Source organism: Pseudomonas sp. HLS-6 TE3448 (assembly GCF_053629555.1).
Window position 1 is genome coordinate 1,297,623 of record NZ_JBRJIO010000001.1, and the last position, 18,084, is coordinate 1,315,706.

An 18,084-nucleotide genomic window follows, 5' to 3' on the forward strand; every position below is an offset into this window, starting at 1 on the left:
GTAGGGAGCGCAGGCTCAGGTAAATATCCGCTTTGTGCAGACCTTTATCCGTTTTCTGCAAACACGTCAGGGGCGACGCTTGAGGGTATCGGAGGGTAGTTCGCCAAACAGCGCTTTGTAACTTTCCGAGAATCGGCCCAGGTGAACAAAGCCGTATTCCAGGGCCAGTTCGGTGATGTTGCGCACGCTGCAGTCCGGGTCGCTGAGGTTGCGACGAATGCGTTCAAGCTTCTTCTGCCGAATGTAGTGCTTCGGGGTGGTACCGGCATTGCGTTCGAACAACCCATAGAGCGAACGCAGGCTCATGCTCGCCTGCTGCGCCAGTTGCTCAATGCCGATGTCTTGCTTGAGATTGCGCTCAATGTACTCGGCAATACGCTCAAAGGTGACGGCCTGGCTGCCCAGGCTCTCGCGGCTGACGTTGGTCTGCATCAGCGTCAGCAGCTTGCTGGCAACGATCTGGCTGTAGTGTTCCTGAACACGCTGCAGCGAATCAAAGGCCTCGGCCTCATGACAGACCATCGTCAACAGCCCGGCAAAACCTTCCAGCGCCAGCAGTTGGTAATGGCTGTGGATAAACCGGACGCCTTCACTGGGGCGCTGCCAGCGCTGCTCATCACAAACCGCATCGAGCAGGCGAGCCGGCAGCTTGAGGATGAACTTCTCGCAGTCGGCGGAATACGCCAGGTCCACCGGCTCATCCGGATTGATCAACAACAGCTCACCCGGACCGAGCAGGCGCTCGGCCCGACCCCGGCGCCACATACAGTGCCCCCGCAAGAGAATCTGCAGATGAAAAACACTTTCCAGGGCATGAGACAGCACCCTCACCTCGCCACCATAGCTGATCCGACACAGGTCCAGGCTGGCAAACTTTCGGTGATCGAGGCTGGCCTCCGGGAGGCCATTGCGCGGTAGTCGAATATGATGCTGACCGACGTGCTGGTTAACGTAGGTCGACACGGCATAGGGGTCGGCACGCTCAAAAACCCGGCTGCGATGACTAAGCAGGGGACTATCCATACCAGGGTACTCGTTGTTTTTGTCTGCTCAGTCTATGTGATCCTCAGGGGTTGTGGATAAACGTGAGATGGGTGGTCCCCTGTGGGAACCCACCCTGCCAGCCCTTACAACAAGATCCAGGTGTAACTCAGGATCAAGCGATTCTCATCGATGTCAGAACGGTAGTTCGAGCGCGCCATGGCATTGCGCACGCGGATTCCCAAGCCTTTCAAGACTCCGCCCTGTACCGCGTAGCCAAGATCGAAATCGCGCTCATGCTCCCGGCCCTCATACCCCAAACCGGTGTTGACGTTATCGCCTTTGAGGTAGCGTGCGGTTGCTGTCAGCCCAGGAATGCCCATGGCAACGAAGTCATAGTCGTAACGCACCTGCCACGAACGTTCATCGGTGTAGGCGAACTCATAGGTCGGTACTTCGTTGCCCAATGGCGAAATGTTCGGGAACACACGGGGGAAGGCATCATCACCATAGATTGCCTGGTAGCCCACCGTGAAGGTATGCCCGGAACGTTTGGCGGAGAGCAACGAGTAAAACGCCTGGTTGTCGATATCCCCCAGCTTGCTCGCCCCTTGCTCGCGGGCAGAGAAGTAGCCAAGGTTGGCGCCGAGCGTCCAATCGCCCAACGGCTGGCTGTGTTTGAAACCGACAAACCCTTGTTGGTAGATGTCCTCCAACTGTCCGTACCAAAGGCTGACGGTGCTGCGATTGCCGTTGAAACTGTAGTCGCCCCCGGCAAAATTGAACGCATCACTATCGGCTTTACGCTGGGGAACATGGCCGAGCACTGCAATCATTTTCTCGTCACCGGCCTCGTTGCGCAGGCTGGTGGAGCTCAAGTGCCCGGCCTGTAGCGTCAGGCCCTCAAGTTCTGAAGATGTGATACTTGCCCCCTGATAGGTCGGCGGCAGCAGCCTTGAGTCGTTGTACTGGAGAATAGGCAGGTTGGTTTGTAATTCGCCGACCTTCAACTCAGTCTTCGAGTAACGCAGCTTGAGGGTGCCGCCGACCCGGCTGTACTCATCAGCGGCGCGACCATCGCCGTGCACCGGCAATAGCCCGGTACCCGTACGATCAGGGCTACTGTCGAGCTTGAACCCCACCACGCCGATGGCATCGACACCCACACCGATCAGGCCAGGGGTATAGCCGGACTTGAAGTTGAAGATAAAGCCCTGCCCCCACTCCTCGGCCTTGGATTGCTTGTTGGCGCCAACGATGTCGGAGAAATCGCGGCTGAAGTAGTAGTTGCGGGCCTGCAACGTAGCGCTCGAACCGCTGACAAAGCCGGGCTCAGCGGCGTTGGCACCAACACACAAGGCAAGGGTGGACAGCAACCAGGAATGACGGAGGTTGTTCATGGGTAACGTGCTCTTTTTATTGTTGTTTTAACCGGTGTTACGCGGAGCTTTGATGGCCGGCATAGCCGGCCGCTTGGTGCTCAGGCCTTGGCAGGCAACGACGCCTGGCTGGCAAACGGCGAGCGGCTGGCGAACACCATCATCGCCAAGGCGGCGACGGCACCCGGTACCGCGAACGCCAGGAAGTTGAGCGGCAAAGGCAACTGGACACCCAGCAATGCGCCCCCCAACAGCGGCCCGACGATGGCCCCACTGCGACCAACGCCCGAGGCCCAACCCAGGCCCGTCGAGCGGATGCCCATCGGGTAGTACTGTGCAACACAGGCATAGGCAAGAATCTGCGTGCCGATGGTGGTCGCACCGGCAATCGCTATCAGCAGGTAAAGCACCGGTGTCGGGCTTTTGAAGCCCAACAGGCTGATGGACAGGGCCGCCACCGCAAAGAACACCACCAACACCTTGTCCAGCTTGAAGCGGTCGCCAATCCAGCCACCGCCCACGGCGCCAAAGATCGCACCGAAGTTCAGTACCAGCAGAAACGCCAGGCTGGAACCCAAGCCATAACCTGCGTTGTTCATCAATTTCGGCAGCCAGGAATTGAGGGCATAGACCATCAGCAGGCAGCAGAAGAACGCCACCCAGAGCATCAGCGTGTTCAGCGCCCGACCTTCGTGGAACAGTTGCGGTACCGCCGCACCCGGCGCCTTGCCTGCGGCGGCTTCAAGCCGATCGCCCGCTTGCGGCTGATAGCTCGGTTCAACCCGCTGCAACAGTTGCTGAGCCTGCTCTACCCGGCCCTGACGCACCAGAAAACCGAGGGACTCCGGCAGAAAGCGCAGGATCAACGGCAGCGTCAGCAGCGGAATGACCGCCACATAGAACACCGACTGCCAACCAAAGGCCGGCAACAGCACAATGCCCAGCCCGGCAGACAGCATGCCGCCCACCGAGTAACCACTGAACATGATCGCGACCAGGGTGCTGCGAATTTTCTTCGGTGCGTATTCGTTCATCAGCGCCACCACGTTGGGCATGACGCCGCCGATTCCTAAACCGGCGATAAACCGGCAGAGACCGAACTCCGTAGGGTTACGGGCGAAACCGTTGAGTACCGTAAAGCCACTGAACAGGATCACGCAGAGGGTGATTGCCTTCTTGCGACCGATGCGGTCCGACAACGGGCCAAACACCAGTGCACCGAACATCATGCCAAACAGCGCATAGCTACCCAGGGCACCCGCCTGCAGCGGGGTCATGCCCCACTCCTGCATCAATGCCGGCAGCACCACGCCATAAATGACCAGGTCGTAACCGTCGAAGATGATGATCAGCGCACACCAGAACAGCACGCGCCAGTGAAAGGGATTGAACTTCGCCTGATCGATCAGGGCATTGATATCGACTGCTCGCATGGTGCGCGTCTCTTTTGTTGTTGTTATCGAAACCCGAAGGCGCAATACCCACTCGGCGCTGGGGCCTGGCGGTGTTCGCACACTCAGGTTAGGGAGACGTCGAGCATGGCAATAGCCATTTCCTGCGAATCGCTATCCAGATAGCGCAGGGGCTGACCAGGTGTCAGCGGTGGCGTTTGAAGGTCACCGAGGGCAGTTCGCCAAAGCGCTGGCGATAACTCTCGGCAAAGCGCCCCAAGTGCAGAAAACCGTAGTCCAGGGCGATTTCCGTCACGTTGCGTACGCTGCTGGCCGGATCCTGCAAGACCGCATGGATACGCTCCAGTTTGCGCTGGCGCACATACCCCTTCGGCGACAGGCCTGCATGGCGCTCAAACAGTGAATACAGCGTTCGCTCACTGACCCGCGCCACGTTCATCAACTGCACGATACTGATGTCTTGATTCAGGTTGGCGTCGATGTACTCCACCAACTGCTCAAAGGAATGAGCCTGAACCTGCGGCTCTCCCCGTTGAATGTTGTTGTCCAGCAGGGTCAGCAGCTTGCTGGCGACAATACGGCCGTAGTGTTCCTGAACCTGCAACAGCGAATGGTCGGACTCGGCCTCAGCGCAGACCAACCCGAGCAAACCGATGAAACCATCCAGCGGTTGGGTCTTGTGACGGGCCGATGTGAAGCGAATGCCGCCCTCAGGCACCTGCCAGCGCTGTTCCAGGCAGGTCTGTTCGAGCAGGCTGGCCGGCAGCTTGAGGATGAACTTCTCGCAGTCGGCCGAATAGGTCAGGTCTACCGGGTCATCGGGGTTGATCAACAGCAACTCGCCTGGAACGTAAGGGTGCTCATTGCCACGGCAAGCCGAAAGACAATGGCCCTTGAGCAAGATCTGCAAGTGATACAGGCTGCCCAGCGCAGGTGAAGTAACCCGCGCCTTGCCGCCATAGCTCAGGCGACACAAGTCGAGGCTGGCGAACTTGCGATGGTTGATACTGGCCTGCAGGTCGCCAGTTCTGGGCAGGCGCAAGCAATGGCCGCCGACATGCTGATTGACGTAGTCGGAGACCACATAAGGGTCGGCGCGCTCGAATACACGGCTGCGCTCGCTCAGCAGGTGGCTGCTCATAGGCTGGCCTCGTTTTATTATTATGATGTCGATATCCACAGGGTCTGGTTATCCACAGGCGACCAGCTTGCGTTAGTCGATGTGGGCAGTCCAATATCCGTTAAGTGGGTAACCATACCTTGGAGGTATCATGGAACTGCGCCATTTGCGTTATTTCCGCGTGCTGGCGCAGACCCTGAATTTCACCCGCGCCGCCGAACAGTTGCACATTGCCCAGCCGCCGCTGAGTCGACAGATCCGCCAACTGGAGGAAACCCTTGGCGTAGAGCTGCTGGAGCGAAGCCGTCCGCTGCGCCTGACCGAAGCCGGGCGCTTCTTCCATGAACAGAGCGCCGCCCTGCTCGACCAGCTTGAACAAGTCGCCGAAGCCACCCGACGCATTGCCAACAGTGAGCGCCAGTGGTTGCGGATCGGTTTCGCACCTTCGACCTTGTACGACCTGCTACCGGAGTTGATCCGCCGACTTCGTCGTTCCGAGGATCTGGAGCTGGGCCTGCAGGAGATGATTACCCTGCAACAGGTCGAGGCCCTGAAGGCCGGGCGCATCGATATCGGCTTCGGTCGTATCCGCATCAATGACCCGGCCATTGAACAGCATGTGTTGCGCGAAGACCCGTTGGTTGCCGCCTTGCCTTGCGGGCATCCCTTACTGGGGCAGCCGCTGGACCTGGCGCTGTTGGCCCGCGAACCCTTTGTGCTCTACCCCGCCACGCCACGGCCAAGTTACGCCGACCACATCATGGCGCTGTTCGCCAACCATGGCCTCAGCGTCAGGGTAGTGCAATGGACCAATGAACTGCAGACTGCCCTCGGGCTGGTGGCGGCCGGGCTGGGGATAACCCTGGTACCCGCGTCGGTACAAACCCAGCACCGCGCAGACATCGTCTACGCACCACTGACCGAGACCTCGGCGGTTTCACCCATCATTCTCAGCCGCCGGGCTGGGGATAACTCACCCCTGCTCAAGCACTGCCTGGCTCTGATTGAACAGATGCAGGCTGTGGATAACAACGCCTGAAGCGCCAGTGGACGGCCACCTTGCAGATGCCAAAGGATAATGGAATAACTGTTAGTTAAAATTTAAATCATACAAATCAATAACTTACAAAATCCACGCTGCACTTATAAATAGACCTGTAGTTGCGTATCGCTCTCAACTAATACTGTTCTAGTTGACCTGAATCAATACAGCATTACCGTCAGGTGGTGGTGTTGATTGATAACGCGTCGCCTGCCTGTTGCCTTCAACAAAAACCAGTACTTAAGTACATGAAAACCCGTTGAAAATGTAAGCGCACGGGCGCTCGCTCAATAGTAAGATAGGCGAATAACTATCCCGCATCCTCACGTTCGCGCCCTGTGTTATCCCATCGCTGGAAACGATCGTTAATAAACTGATTTATCAGCAAGGCACTATTGGCCGAATGAAAAATGCTTCGGCTGACGCACTGTGCACCGCGGCTCATGTTCTAGATTGCACGATTTAACTACATTGTAAGGAGCGTTTCGTGAAGTTCACTATTACCCGCCTGATGATCAGCAGCGCAACAGCACTGATCCTTGTGGCGCTGGGGCTGTCATTCTGGATTTCTCATCAGGTCAACCGCCTGGATGATCTCAGCCGACAGTTGGAAAACCTCAGTAGTGCCCAGCAAGAGGTAGAAGAACTTCGTTACCACACGGCGCAAATTCAGCAGTTCTACACCGACGCAAGCTTGACCGGCGAAAACGAGGCAGCCGCCACCGCCCATCGGCACTTTCAGCGGATGCAGGAGAAGCTGAACGAACTCAAACAGGCAATTCCAGCATTCCGCCTCGAACTGGAGGCGATGAACGCCCCGGCAGAACGGCTCGACAATGTGGGCCTGCGCATGTTCCAGGCCTACACCGGCCCCGGCAAGGAGGCTGGCGACAAGGTGATGGAAGACTTCGACCAGCGTTCGGCAGAAGTGATTCGTGCGTTCGCCGGGCTACGTGACCCGCTGTCGGCCAAGTACAAGACAACCCTCAGCGAAACCAGCGAAGTGCGTGAGTCCCTGAAGGTCAATACGCTCGTGGCCTGGGGCATAGCGTTGCTATTGATCCTTGGCACCCTTTGGCTGATCAGCCGCCGCGTCCTGCCCCCCCTCAACCGGATGTCCAGTTCGTTACGCGATTTGAACACCGGTAATGGTGACCTCAGCCGTACACTGCGCCAGGACAACGACGATGAGATCGGTGAAGTGGTTGCGGGCTTCAATCAGTTCGTTGCCGGCCTCAGGGGCCAAATTGCGACGGTAGCCCAAGTAGGTTGCACCTTGGGCCAGTCATCGACGCACTTGGTCAATGATGCGCAAGCCGCCGAAGCGAGCGCCGAAACCTTGCGTTCGGAAGTGGATCAGGTGGCCACAGCAGTCAATCAGATGGCCGCCACCGTACAGGGCGTGGCCGCCAATGCCCAGGCAAGCTCGGCCCAAACCGGTGACGCTGATCGCCAGACGCAAGAAGCGATTGGCGTGGTGAACCAGACAATTGTCGAGATTCGTACCTTGGCCAACGAAGTGGGCCGGGCATCCGAAGTGATTCAAACCCTGGAAACCCACTCACGTTCCATTGGTGGGGTGCTGGAAGTGATACGGACCATTGCCGAACAAACCAACTTGCTGGCATTGAACGCGGCCATTGAAGCAGCACGCGCAGGCGAGCAAGGCCGGGGCTTTGCCGTGGTAGCCGATGAAGTCCGCACCTTGGCCAGCCGTACCCAAGCCTCGACCCAAGAAATCCAGGGCATGATCGAGCGCCTGCAGAGTGCGTCCCAAGAGGCCGTCACAGTCATGCAGGAAAGCCGTACCTATGCCGAAAAAGGTGTCACGCAGGCCGAAATAGCCGGTCAGGCACTGGTGAACATCAGCACCTTGATGGCCTCGGTATCGGGGATGAGCTTGCACATCGCTGAAGCGGCTCGCGAGCAGTCCATGGTCAGCGATGAAATCAACCAGCGGATCAGCAGCGTGGCGAATGTCGCCGGCCGTACCGCAGAATTGTCTGAGAGCACACTGGCCAGTGGCCGAGCGGCTGGTGAAGACGCTCGACGGTTGGATGAGATTGTCAGCCAGTTCAGGCTCTAGGCCGGTCTGAAGCAGGCGAGCAGCGTTGGTAAGCAACGCGCTCGCCTCAACAGCAGCCTTACTCCACAGTCACCGACTTGGCGAGGTTGCGTGGCTGGTCAACGTCGGTGCCTTTGAGCACGGCAACGTAGTACGACAGCAACTGCAGCGGAATGGTGTAGAGAATCGGCGCCAGGGCATCAGCGATGTGCGGCATCGCGATCACGTGAGTCCCTTCACCATTGCTCATGCTGGCTTGCTCATCAGCAAAGACGACCAGTTGGCCACCCCGGGCGCGCACTTCCTGCAGGTTGGACTTGAGCTTTTCCAGCAGCTCGTTGTTCGGCGCCACGGTGACCACCGGCATGTCGTTGTCCACCAGCGCCAGCGGGCCATGCTTGAGCTCACCAGCCGGGTAAGCTTCGGCGTGGATATAGGAGATCTCCTTGAGCTTGAGCGCCCCCTCCATCGCCACCGGGAACTGCGCACCACGACCAAGGAACAAGGTGTGGTGCTTGTCGGCGAACAGCTCAGAGATTTTCTCGATGGTGGCATCCATCGCCAACGCTTCGCCCAAGCGAACCGGCAGGCGGCGCAATTGCTCGACCAGATCGGCCTCAACGCCTGCTCCCAAGGTGCCACGCACTTGGCCCAGGGCCAGGGTCAGCAGCATCAACGAAACCAGTTGGGTGGTGAACGCCTTGGTCGAGGCCACACCAATTTCCGGGCCGGCCAGGGTCAACAGGGTCAGGTCCGATTCACGTACCAGCGAACTGATCCCGACGTTGCAAATGGCCAGGCTGGCCAGGAAGCCCAGCTCCTTGGCATTGCGCAGCGCTGCCAGGGTGTCTGCGGTTTCACCAGACTGGGAGATCGAAACGAACAGAGTGTCGGGCTGCACAACCACTTTGCGGTAGCGGAACTCGCTGGCCACTTCGACCTGGCACGGAATACCGGCCAGTTCTTCCAGCCAGTAGCGCGCAACCATACCCGCATGGTAACTGGTGCCACAGGCAACGATCTGCACATTGCGAACCTTGGCAAACAGCTCGGCAGCTTGCGGGCCAAAGGCCTGAACCAGCACATGGTCAGTGCCCAGACGACCCTCTAGCGTGCGCTGTACCACGGTAGGTTGCTCATGGATTTCCTTGAGCATGAAGTGGCGGTATTCACCCTTGTCAGCTGCTTCTGCACCTTCGTGGTACTGCACCGCTTCACGCTGAACTGCTTGGCCGGCCTGGTTCCAGATACTGACCTTGTCGCGGCGAATCTCGGCGATATCACCTTCTTCCAGGTACATGAAACGGTCGGTGACCTGGCGCAGGGCCAACTGGTCGGACGCCAGGAAGTTTTCCCCATGGCCCAGGCCAATCACCAGCGGGCTGCCGCTACGCGCAGCGACGAGGCGATCCGGTTGTTTGGCACTGATAACGGCCAGGCCATAGGCACCGTGCAGTTGCTTGACCGCTATCTTGAGCGCTTCGGTCAGGTCGGGTTGGGTCTTGAGGGTGTGATGCAGCAGGTGAACGATCACCTCGGTATCGGTTTCCGAGCTGAACACATAACCCAGGCCCTTGAGCTGCTCACGCAGTTCCTCATGGTTCTCGATGATGCCGTTATGCACCACCGCCAGGTCGTGGCCAGAGAAATGAGGGTGCGCATTGCGCTCGCTGGGCGCACCGTGGGTTGCCCAACGGGTATGGGCGATACCCAGCAGGCCCGACAGCGGTTCGGCGGCAACGGCAGCTTCCAGCTCACTGACCTTGCCAATACGACGACGGCGCTCCAGGACGCCTTGCGCGCTGTAGACGGCCAGGCCGGCGCTGTCATAGCCCCGGTACTCCAGGCGCTTGAGGCCTTCGATGAGGATAGTGGTGATGTTACGTTCGGCGACGGCACCAACGATTCCACACATAGAAATTACTCCTAGCTGATTGCGGCGCAGATAACGTTTACGCCGCGGGCTTCAATCTGTTCACGTGCCGCTTGGGGCAGGCGCTCATCAGTAATCAGGGTATTGACGCTGCTCCAGGGCAGCTCGAGATTGGGGATCTTGCGACCGACCTTGTCCGACTCGACCATGACAATCACTTCCCGCGCGACCTCGGCCATGACCCGGCTCAACCCCAGCAACTCATTGAATGTGGTGGTGCCACGCACCAGGTCGATGCCATCGGCGCCAATGAACAACTGGTCGAAATCGTAAGAGCGTAGTACCTGCTCGGCGACCTGGCCCTGGAAGGATTCGGAATGCGGATCCCAGGTACCGCCGGTCATCAACAGCACCGGTTCATGCTCAAGCTCGCTAAGGGCGCGGGCGACATTCAACGAATTGGTCATCACCACCAGGCCCGGCTGCTGGCCAAGCTCAGGGATCATGGCGGCGGTCGTACTGCCACTGTCGATGATGATTCGCGCATGCTCACGAATCCTGCCCACTGCAGCGCGGGCAATGGCCTGCTTATAGGCAGACACCGGCTGGGCCTGATCGGCAATCAGTTCCTGAGGCAGCGTGACCGCACCGCCATAGCGACGCAGCAACAGACCATTAGCCTCAAGAGCCGCCAGGTCTTTGCGGATAGTGACTTCCGAGGTCTCGAAACGTTTGGCCAACGCATCGACACTGACCTCGCCCAGCTCATTCAGCAGCGCGAGGATGTTGTGCCGTCGTTGTGGAGTGTTTCGTTTCGACATTTTGGCTTTAAGTTTCGTTTCGTAAGTTAATGAAGCTAATCAAAACCTAAAGCTTTCACTTCGTCAAGGACGATGCGTATGTTTTTGCCTGTGCATAACTAGACATGACTGGCGCTTTTATCCACAAATCCCGGCCTAGAGCGCCTGGCATAAAAAAAGCCGACTTATGCACAATCCAGTCGGCTCTTTTATTCACATGTGGATAACGTCAGTTCTTCTTGATCTTCTCTGGCCGCTTCCAGCCATCGATGTTGCGCTGACGTGCCCGACCAACGGCTAACTGAGCCGTATCAACATTCTGCGTAATGGTCGAACCGGCTGCCGTTGTAGCACCAGAAAGGATATCCACAGGCGCAACCAGGGAGTTGTTGGAACCGATGAAGACATCCTCACCCAACACCGTCTTGAACTTGTTCGCACCGTCATAGTTGCAGGTGATGGTACCTGCGCCTATGTTGGTCCGTGCGCCGACTTCCGCGTCGCCCAAGTAGGTCAGGTGACCGGCTTTGGCACCCTCGCCCAGGTGAGCATTCTTCAACTCGACAAAGTTACCCACATGGGCTCGTGCTTCCAGCACGCTGCCAGGGCGCAGACGCGCGAATGGGCCGGCGTCGCTGCCCTCGCCCATGATGGCACCTTCGATATGGCTGTTGGCCTTGACCACCACGCCTTTGCGCAGGGTGCTGTCCTTGATCACACAATTAGGACCGATCACCACGTCGTCTTCGATCTCGACACGACCTTCCAGGACCACGTTGATGTCGATCAGCACATCACGACCAACGGTGATCTCGCCACGTACATCGAAACGCGCCGGATCACGCAGGGTGACACCCAGCGCCATGAGCCGACGAGCCTCACGCAACTGATAATGACGCTCCAGCTCAGCCAGTTGGCGACGGTCGTTGGCGCCTTGCACTTCCATCGGGTCGTGCGGTTGCTCGGTGGCCACCACCAGGCCATCTGCAACGGCCATGGCGATCACGTCGGTGAGGTAGTACTCACCCTGCACATTGTTGTTAGACAGCCGACCAAGCCACTCAGCCAAACGTGCCCCCGGGACGGCGAGGATACCGGTGTTACCTTCCTTGATAGCCCGCTGTGCTTCGCTGGCATCCTTGTGCTCGACGATTGCCGCCACCTGACCCTGTGCATCACGCACGATACGGCCATAGCCTGTCGGGTCGTTCAGCGTAACGGTCAGCAAGCCCAGTTGCTGCGCAGTAACCTTGGCCAGCAACCGCTTGAGGGTGTCGACTTCGATCAGCGGCACATCACCGTAAAGAATCAGCACGGTATCGGCCGTCAGGTGTGGCAGCGCCTGTGCGACAGCATGGCCCGTGCCCAGTTGTTTGTCCTGCAGTACAAAATTCAGATCGTCGGCAGCCAAACGCTCACGAACCACTTCCGCGCCATGCCCGATTACCACATGCATACCCTGTGGCTGAAGCTGCCGGGCGCTGTGGATAACATGGCCAAGCATGGAGTTGCCCGCAACCGGGTGCAGCACCTTGGGCAAGGCTGAACGCATGCGTGTGCCTTGGCCCGCGGCGAGAATAACGATATCGAGAGACATGACTGGCTACCAATCCTGGGTGGTCAGCGACTGCGACCAAAAAGAAGGAATTACAGAAAAAGAAAAAGGGTAGCCGAGGCTACCCTTTAACTCAATCGCACTACAGAAGCTTGGCTTAACCGCCGAACTTCTTGCGGATCTGCTGGACGGTGCGCAGCTGGGCTGCGGCTTCGGCCAGACGTGCAGCGGCGGAACCGTAGTCGAACTCCGCGCCTTTTTCGTGCAGGGCCTTTTCAGCAGCCTTGACGGCTTCCTGAGCGGAGGCTTCATCCAGGTCGCTAGCGCGTTGCACGGTATCGGCAAGCACCTTGACCATGTTCGGCTGGACCTCGAGGAAACCACCGGAGATGTAGAACACCTCCTTGTCGCCACCCTGCTTGGTCAGCGTGATCGGACCCGGCTTCAGATCAGTGATCAGCGGGGCGTGGCCTGGAGCGATACCGATATCACCCAGGTTGCCGTGCGCAACCACCATCTCGACCAGACCGGAGAAAATTTCTCCTTCCGCGCTGACGATATCGCAATGGACTGTCATAGCCATCTGCTTGCCTCAACCTGATTAGCGCCCCTTTCGGGGCGCCGGGATTACAGTTTCTTGGCTTTCTCGATCGCTTCTTCGATGCCGCCGACCATGTAGAACGCTTGTTCTGGCAGGTGGTCGTAGTCACCGTTGAGGATGCCTTTGAAGCCAGCAATGGTGTCTTTCAGGGAAACGTATTTACCCGAAGCACCGGTGAAGACTTCAGCCACGAAGAACGGCTGGGACAGGAAACGCTGGATCTTACGAGCACGGGATACCAGTTGCTTGTCGGATTCGGACAGTTCGTCCATACCCAGAATGGCAATGATGTCCTTCAGCTCTTTGTAGCGCTGCAGCACGTACTGAACACCGCGAGCGGTTTCGTAGTGCTCGGTGCCGATGACCAGAGGGTCCAGCTGACGCGAAGTCGAGTCCAGTGGATCGACCGCTGGGTAGATACCCAGGGAGGCGATGTCACGGGACAGTACCACGGTGGCGTCCAAGTGGGCGAAGGTGGTCGCTGGCGACGGGTCAGTCAGGTCGTCCGCAGGTACGTATACGGCCTGGATCGAGGTGATCGAACCTTGCTTGGTCGAAGTGATGCGCTCTTGCAGCACGCCCATCTCTTCAGCCAGGGTCGGCTGGTAACCTACTGCCGAAGGCATACGGCCCAGCAGTGCGGATACTTCGGTACCGGCCAGGGTGTAACGATAGATGTTGTCGACGAACAGCAGAACGTCGTTACCTTCGTCACGGAACTTCTCAGCCATGGTCAGGCCGGTCAGCGCTACGCGCAGACGGTTTCCTGGTGGCTCGTTCATTTGGCCGTATACCAGAGCAACCTTGTCCAGTACGTTGGAATCCTTCATCTCGTGGTAGAAGTCGTTACCCTCACGAGTACGCTCACCCACACCGGCGAACACGGAGAAACCGCTGTGCTCGATGGCGATGTTACGGATCAGTTCCATCATGTTTACGGTTTTGCCTACACCGGCACCACCGAACAGACCAACCTTACCACCCTTGGCGAACGGGCAAACCAGGTCGATAACCTTGATACCGGTTTCGAGCAGGTCGTTGCCACCAGCCTGTTCTGCGAAGGAAGGCGCGGCACGGTGAATGCCCCAACGCTCTTCTTCGCCGATCGGACCGGCTTCGTCGATTGGGTTGCCCAGGACGTCCATGATACGGCCCAGAGTCGCTTTACCGACTGGAACGGAGATGGCTGCCTTGGTGTCAACGACGTCCAGACCGCGCTTCAAGCCTTCGGTCGAGCCCATCGCAATGGTACGTACTACGCCGTCGCCCAGCTGCTGCTGAACTTCCAGAGTAGTTTCCGCGCCCTGTACTTTCAGCGCGTTATAGACACTCGGTACGCTGTCACGTGGGAATTCCACGTCAATGACGGCGCCGATGATTTGAACGATACGTCCGCTACTCATAGCTGGATCCTCTGAATATTTGAACCGTTAAACCGCGGCAGCGCCGCCGACGATTTCCGAGATCTCTTGGGTGATCGCAGCCTGACGTGCCTTGTTGTAGATCAGCTGCAAATCGCTGATCAGGTCGCCGGCGTTGTCGGTGGCGTTTTTCATTGCGATCATCCGCGCAGCTTGTTCAGCCGCGTTGTTCTCGACTACCGACTGGTAGACCTGCGACTCCACGTAACGCACCATCAGGCCGTCCAGCAGCTCTTTGGCATCGGGTTCGTAGAGGTAGTCCCAGTGGTGCTTGAGTTCTTGATCCGGGGTTGCGACCAACGGAATCAACTGCTCGACCGTTGGTTTTTGCGTCATGGTATTGATGAACTTGTTCGACACCACGGACAGGCGATCGATACGGCCTTCCAGGTATGCGTCCAGCATGACTTTGACGCTACCAATCAGATCGTTGATCGATGGCTCTTCGCCCAAGTGGCTGATTGCAGCAACGACGTTACCGCCGAAGTTACGGAAGAATGCCGCACCTTTGCTGCCGATCACGCACAGGTCGATCTCGACGCCTTGTTCGCGGTTTGCCGACATGTCCTTGACCAGGGCCTTGAACAGGTTGGTGTTCAAGCCGCCGCACAGACCACGGTCACTGCTCACCACGATATAACCGACACGCTTGATGGCGCGATCGATCATGAACGGGTGGCGGTATTCCGGGTTGGCGTTGGCCAGATGACCAATCACCTGGCGGATGCGCTCCGCGTAAGGACGGCTAGCAGCCATACGCAGTTGAGCCCTGCGCATCTTGCTGACCGCCACTTTTTCCATGGCGCTGGTAATTTTTTGCGTGCTTTTGATGCTCGCAATCTTACTGCGAATCTCTTTTGCGCCTGCCATGTAACACCTATCAGGTTAGCAAGCGGGGGCTGCAAAGCCCCCGCTGCGGCTTACCAGGTTTGGGTGGCCTTGAACTTCTCGATACCGGCTTTGATGCCAGCGTCGATTTCGTCGTTGAAGTCACCCTTCACGTTGATCTTCGCCATCAGTTCGGCGTGATCACGGTTGAAGTAAGCAATCAGCGCTTGTTCGAAGCTACCGATCTTGGCGATTTCAACGTCGACCAGGAACCCACGCTCAGCGGCATACAGCGACAGCGACATGTCAGCGATGGACATTGGCGCGTATTGCTTCTGCTTCATCAGCTCGGTAACACGTTGACCGTGCTCGAGTTGCTTACGGGTGGCTTCGTCCAGGTCAGAAGCGAACTGGGCAAATGCAGCCAGTTCACGGTACTGAGCCAGAGCGGTACGGATACCACCGGACAGCTTCTTGATGATCTTGGTCTGAGCGGCACCACCTACACGGGATACCGAAACACCGGCGTTAACTGCAGGGCGGATGCCCGAGTTGAACATGGCCGATTCCAGGAAGATCTGACCGTCGGTGATCGAGATCACGTTGGTCGGAACGAACGCGGAAACGTCGCCAGCCTGGGTTTCGATGATCGGCAGAGCGGTCAAGGAACCGGTTTTGCCAGTTACTGCACCGTTGGTGAACTTCTCAACGTACTCTTCGGAAACGCGCGATGCACGCTCCAGCAGACGGGAGTGGAGATAGAACACGTCACCTGGGTACGCTTCACGTCCTGGTGGACGACGCAGCAGCAGGGAGATCTGACGGTAAGCAACAGCTTGCTTGGACAGGTCATCGTAAACGATCAGCGCGTCTTCACCGCGGTCACGGAAGAACTCGCCCATGGTGCAACCGGCGTATGGCGCCAGGAATTGCAGTGCGGCGGATTCCGAAGCACTGGCGGCAACAACGATGGTGTTAGCCAGAGCGCCGTTTTCTTCCAGCTTGCGAACAACGTTGGCGATGGTCGATTGTTTCTGACCAACGGCGACGTAGACGCAGAAGATGCCGCTGTTTTTCTGGTTGATGATCGCGTCAACCGCCATGGCGGTTTTACCGATCTGACGGTCACCGATGATCAGCTCACGCTGGCCACGGCCGACTGGAATCATGGCGTCGACGGATTTGTAGCCAGTCTGTACAGGCTGGTCTACCGATTTACGCCAGATAACGCCCGGAGCAACTTTCTCGACCGCATCGGTCTCGGTGTTGTTCAGTGGGCCTTTACCGTCGATTGGGTTACCCAGTGCGTCGACTACGCGACCCAGCAGTTCCTTACCAACCGGAACTTCCAGGATGCGGCCAGTGCACTTGGCACTCATGCCTTCGGCAAGGGAGGTATATGCGCCCAGTACTACCGCACCAACGGAGTCTTGCTCCAGGTTGAGGGCCATACCGTAGACGCCGCCCGGAAACTCGATCATTTCGCCGTACATAACGTCGGCCAGACCGTGGATCCGCACGATACCGTCAGAAACGCTGACGACAGTACCTTCGTTGCGGGCTTGAGAGGCGACATCGAGTTTCTCGATGCGACCCTTAATGATTTCACTAATTTCGGAAGGATTGAGTTGCTGCATTGCTCTGCTGCCCCTTCAAACTCAAGATTTCAATGCTTCGGCCAGTTTCGCGATTTTGCCGCGAATCGAGCCATCGATTACCAGGTCGCCGGCGCGGATCACGACACCACCTATGAGGGAGGTATCCTCCACAGCGTGCAGTCGCACTTCCCGGCTGAGCCGTGCACTGAGAACCTTGGCGAGTTTGTCTTGCTGTTCTTGGTTCAACGCAAAAGCACTAGTGACTTCCACGTCCACGGATTTTTCCTGCTCGGCCTTGTACAGCTCGAACAGCGACGAAATCTCCGGCAACAGCAGGAGACGGTCGTTTTCCGCGGCAACATGAATGAAATTCTGTGCCTGGGCATCAAACTTGTCACCGCACACTTCAATAAAAGTGGCGGCCTTTTCTGCGCTCGTCAGTCGCGGGGCCTTGAGCAGGCGCTGCATGGTGCCGTCTTGCGACACCGCAGCAGCCAGGCCGAGCATGGCTGACCAATTGGCCAGTTGCTGATGGGCCTGGGCATGCTCAAAGGCAGCCTTAGCGTAAGGTCGGGCCAACGTGGTCAATTCTGCCATGATCGCCCTCGCTTAAATTTCAGCGGCCAGTTTGTTAACCAGCTCCGCATGCGCGTTTTGATCGATTGTGGCACCAAGGATCTTCTCAGCGCCGTTAACGGCCAGGCTACCCAGTTGGGCGCGCAGCGCGTCTTTGACACCGTTAAGTTCCTGTTCGATCTCGGCCTGAGCCTGAGCCTTCACACGGTCAGCTTCGACGCGGGCCTGATCACGGGCTTCCTCGACGATCTGAGCACCGCGCTTCTTGGCTTGCTCAATGATTTCGGCTGCCTGAGCTTTCGCTTCGCGCAGTTGCTGACCCACTTTATCTTGGGCCAGCTCCAGGTCGCGAGCTGCTCGGCTGGCAGCGTCCAGTCCATCCGCGATCTTCTTCTGACGTTCTTGCAATGCCGCGATGACCGGAGGCCACACGAACTTCATGCAGAACAGCACAAAGATGAAGAACGCAACGGACTGGCCAATCAGGGTTGCATTAATGTTCACGCCAACACCTCGCTCGTTCTTTGTCCATCACACAAAACCACTCGAAAATTCGAGTGATTAGCCGGCGATTTGACCAACGAAGGGATTAGCGAAGGTGAAGAACAGAGCGATACCAACACCGATCATGGTTACGGCGTCGAGCAGACCGGCAACGATGAACATTTTAACTTGCAGCATTGGAACCATCTCTGGCTGGCGAGCAGCGCCTTCCAGGAACTTGCCGCCCAGCAGGCCGAAACCAATGGCGGTACCCAGTGCACCCAGGCCGATCAGCAGAGCAACAGCGATAGCGGTAAGACCAACTACAGTTTCCATCTTTCCTCCCGACT

The 18,084-nt window shown here is 57.9% G+C and carries 16 protein-coding genes and 1 pseudogene; 3 read left to right on the plus strand and 14 right to left on the minus strand.

Annotated elements, in window-relative coordinates; all coding sequences use genetic code 11:
* Positions 1–66: 66 nt before the first annotated feature.
* From AB7M23_RS06110 to AB7M23_RS06125, 4 genes are all read right to left on the minus strand, one after another.
* The gene (locus AB7M23_RS06110) at positions 67–1,023 is read right to left on the minus strand and encodes an AraC family transcriptional regulator (RefSeq protein ID WP_065759586.1); all 957 of its coding nucleotides are present in this window, start codon (positions 1,021–1,023) and stop codon (positions 67–69) included.
* 104 nt (positions 1,024–1,127) lie between these two features.
* Positions 1,128–2,381: an OprD family porin gene (locus AB7M23_RS06115; protein WP_065759585.1), complete on the minus strand. Its 1,254-nt coding sequence runs from the start codon at positions 2,379–2,381 to the stop codon at positions 1,128–1,130.
* Positions 2,382–2,461: 80 nt separating this feature from the next.
* Positions 2,462–3,793 (minus strand): MFS transporter, encoded by a 1,332-nt coding sequence (locus tag AB7M23_RS06120; RefSeq protein WP_454240419.1) that lies wholly within the window; start codon positions 3,791–3,793, stop codon positions 2,462–2,464.
* Positions 3,794–3,956: 163 nt separating this feature from the next.
* Complete coding sequence (locus AB7M23_RS06125) at positions 3,957–4,913, minus strand: AraC family transcriptional regulator (protein ID WP_099776433.1); 957 nt, start codon at positions 4,911–4,913, stop codon at positions 3,957–3,959.
* Positions 4,914–5,043: 130 nt separating this feature from the next.
* Here AB7M23_RS06125 and AB7M23_RS06130 point away from each other — a divergent pair, with 130 nt between their 5' ends.
* From AB7M23_RS06130 to AB7M23_RS06140, 3 genes and pseudogenes are all read left to right on the plus strand, one after another.
* Positions 5,044–5,931, plus strand: coding sequence for a LysR family transcriptional regulator (locus AB7M23_RS06130; protein WP_099776435.1), 888 nt, complete (start codon positions 5,044–5,046; stop codon positions 5,929–5,931).
* A 901-nt stretch (positions 5,932–6,832) separates the two neighbouring features.
* A pseudogene (locus tag AB7M23_RS06135) lies at positions 6,833–7,162 on the plus strand (HAMP domain-containing protein); the annotation flags it as partial.
* Between the two features lie 132 nt (positions 7,163–7,294).
* The gene (locus tag AB7M23_RS06140; RefSeq protein ID WP_454242149.1) at positions 7,295–8,020 is read left to right on the plus strand and encodes a methyl-accepting chemotaxis protein; all 726 of its coding nucleotides are present in this window, start codon (positions 7,295–7,297) and stop codon (positions 8,018–8,020) included.
* 58 nt (positions 8,021–8,078) lie between these two features.
* Here the strand turns inward: AB7M23_RS06140 and glmS are convergent, their stop codons facing one another.
* The 10 genes from glmS to atpE form a co-directional block, all read right to left on the minus strand.
* Positions 8,079–9,914, minus strand: a complete 1,836-nt coding sequence (glmS, locus tag AB7M23_RS06145) for a glutamine--fructose-6-phosphate transaminase (isomerizing) (RefSeq protein WP_454240420.1) — start codon at positions 9,912–9,914, stop codon at positions 8,079–8,081.
* A gap of 11 nt (positions 9,915–9,925) precedes the next feature.
* Positions 9,926–10,693, minus strand: a complete 768-nt coding sequence (locus AB7M23_RS06150) for a DeoR/GlpR family DNA-binding transcription regulator (RefSeq protein ID WP_065759579.1) — start codon at positions 10,691–10,693, stop codon at positions 9,926–9,928.
* Positions 10,694–10,901: 208 nt separating this feature from the next.
* Positions 10,902–12,269, minus strand: a complete 1,368-nt coding sequence (gene glmU, locus AB7M23_RS06155; protein ID WP_454240421.1) for a bifunctional UDP-N-acetylglucosamine diphosphorylase/glucosamine-1-phosphate N-acetyltransferase GlmU — start codon at positions 12,267–12,269, stop codon at positions 10,902–10,904.
* 115 nt (positions 12,270–12,384) lie between these two features.
* A complete protein-coding gene (locus AB7M23_RS06160; RefSeq protein ID WP_065759577.1) occupies positions 12,385–12,810 on the minus strand; it encodes a F0F1 ATP synthase subunit epsilon in 426 nt (141 codons plus the stop codon).
* 44 nt (positions 12,811–12,854) lie between these two features.
* Positions 12,855–14,231, minus strand: coding sequence for a F0F1 ATP synthase subunit beta (gene atpD, locus AB7M23_RS06165; protein ID WP_065759576.1), 1,377 nt, complete (start codon positions 14,229–14,231; stop codon positions 12,855–12,857).
* A 27-nt stretch (positions 14,232–14,258) separates the two neighbouring features.
* The gene (gene atpG / locus AB7M23_RS06170) at positions 14,259–15,119 is read right to left on the minus strand and encodes a F0F1 ATP synthase subunit gamma (RefSeq protein WP_065759575.1); all 861 of its coding nucleotides are present in this window, start codon (positions 15,117–15,119) and stop codon (positions 14,259–14,261) included.
* Between the two features lie 50 nt (positions 15,120–15,169).
* The gene (gene atpA, locus AB7M23_RS06175; protein ID WP_065759574.1) at positions 15,170–16,714 is read right to left on the minus strand and encodes a F0F1 ATP synthase subunit alpha; all 1,545 of its coding nucleotides are present in this window, start codon (positions 16,712–16,714) and stop codon (positions 15,170–15,172) included.
* 21 nt (positions 16,715–16,735) lie between these two features.
* Positions 16,736–17,272: a F0F1 ATP synthase subunit delta gene (locus AB7M23_RS06180; RefSeq protein ID WP_065759573.1), complete on the minus strand. Its 537-nt coding sequence runs from the start codon at positions 17,270–17,272 to the stop codon at positions 16,736–16,738.
* Positions 17,273–17,284: 12 nt separating this feature from the next.
* Positions 17,285–17,755, minus strand: coding sequence for a F0F1 ATP synthase subunit B (locus AB7M23_RS06185; RefSeq protein WP_065759572.1), 471 nt, complete (start codon positions 17,753–17,755; stop codon positions 17,285–17,287).
* A gap of 57 nt (positions 17,756–17,812) precedes the next feature.
* Positions 17,813–18,070 (minus strand): F0F1 ATP synthase subunit C, encoded by a 258-nt coding sequence (gene atpE, locus AB7M23_RS06190; protein ID WP_003097235.1) that lies wholly within the window; start codon positions 18,068–18,070, stop codon positions 17,813–17,815.
* Between the last annotated feature and the right edge of the window lie 14 nt (positions 18,071–18,084).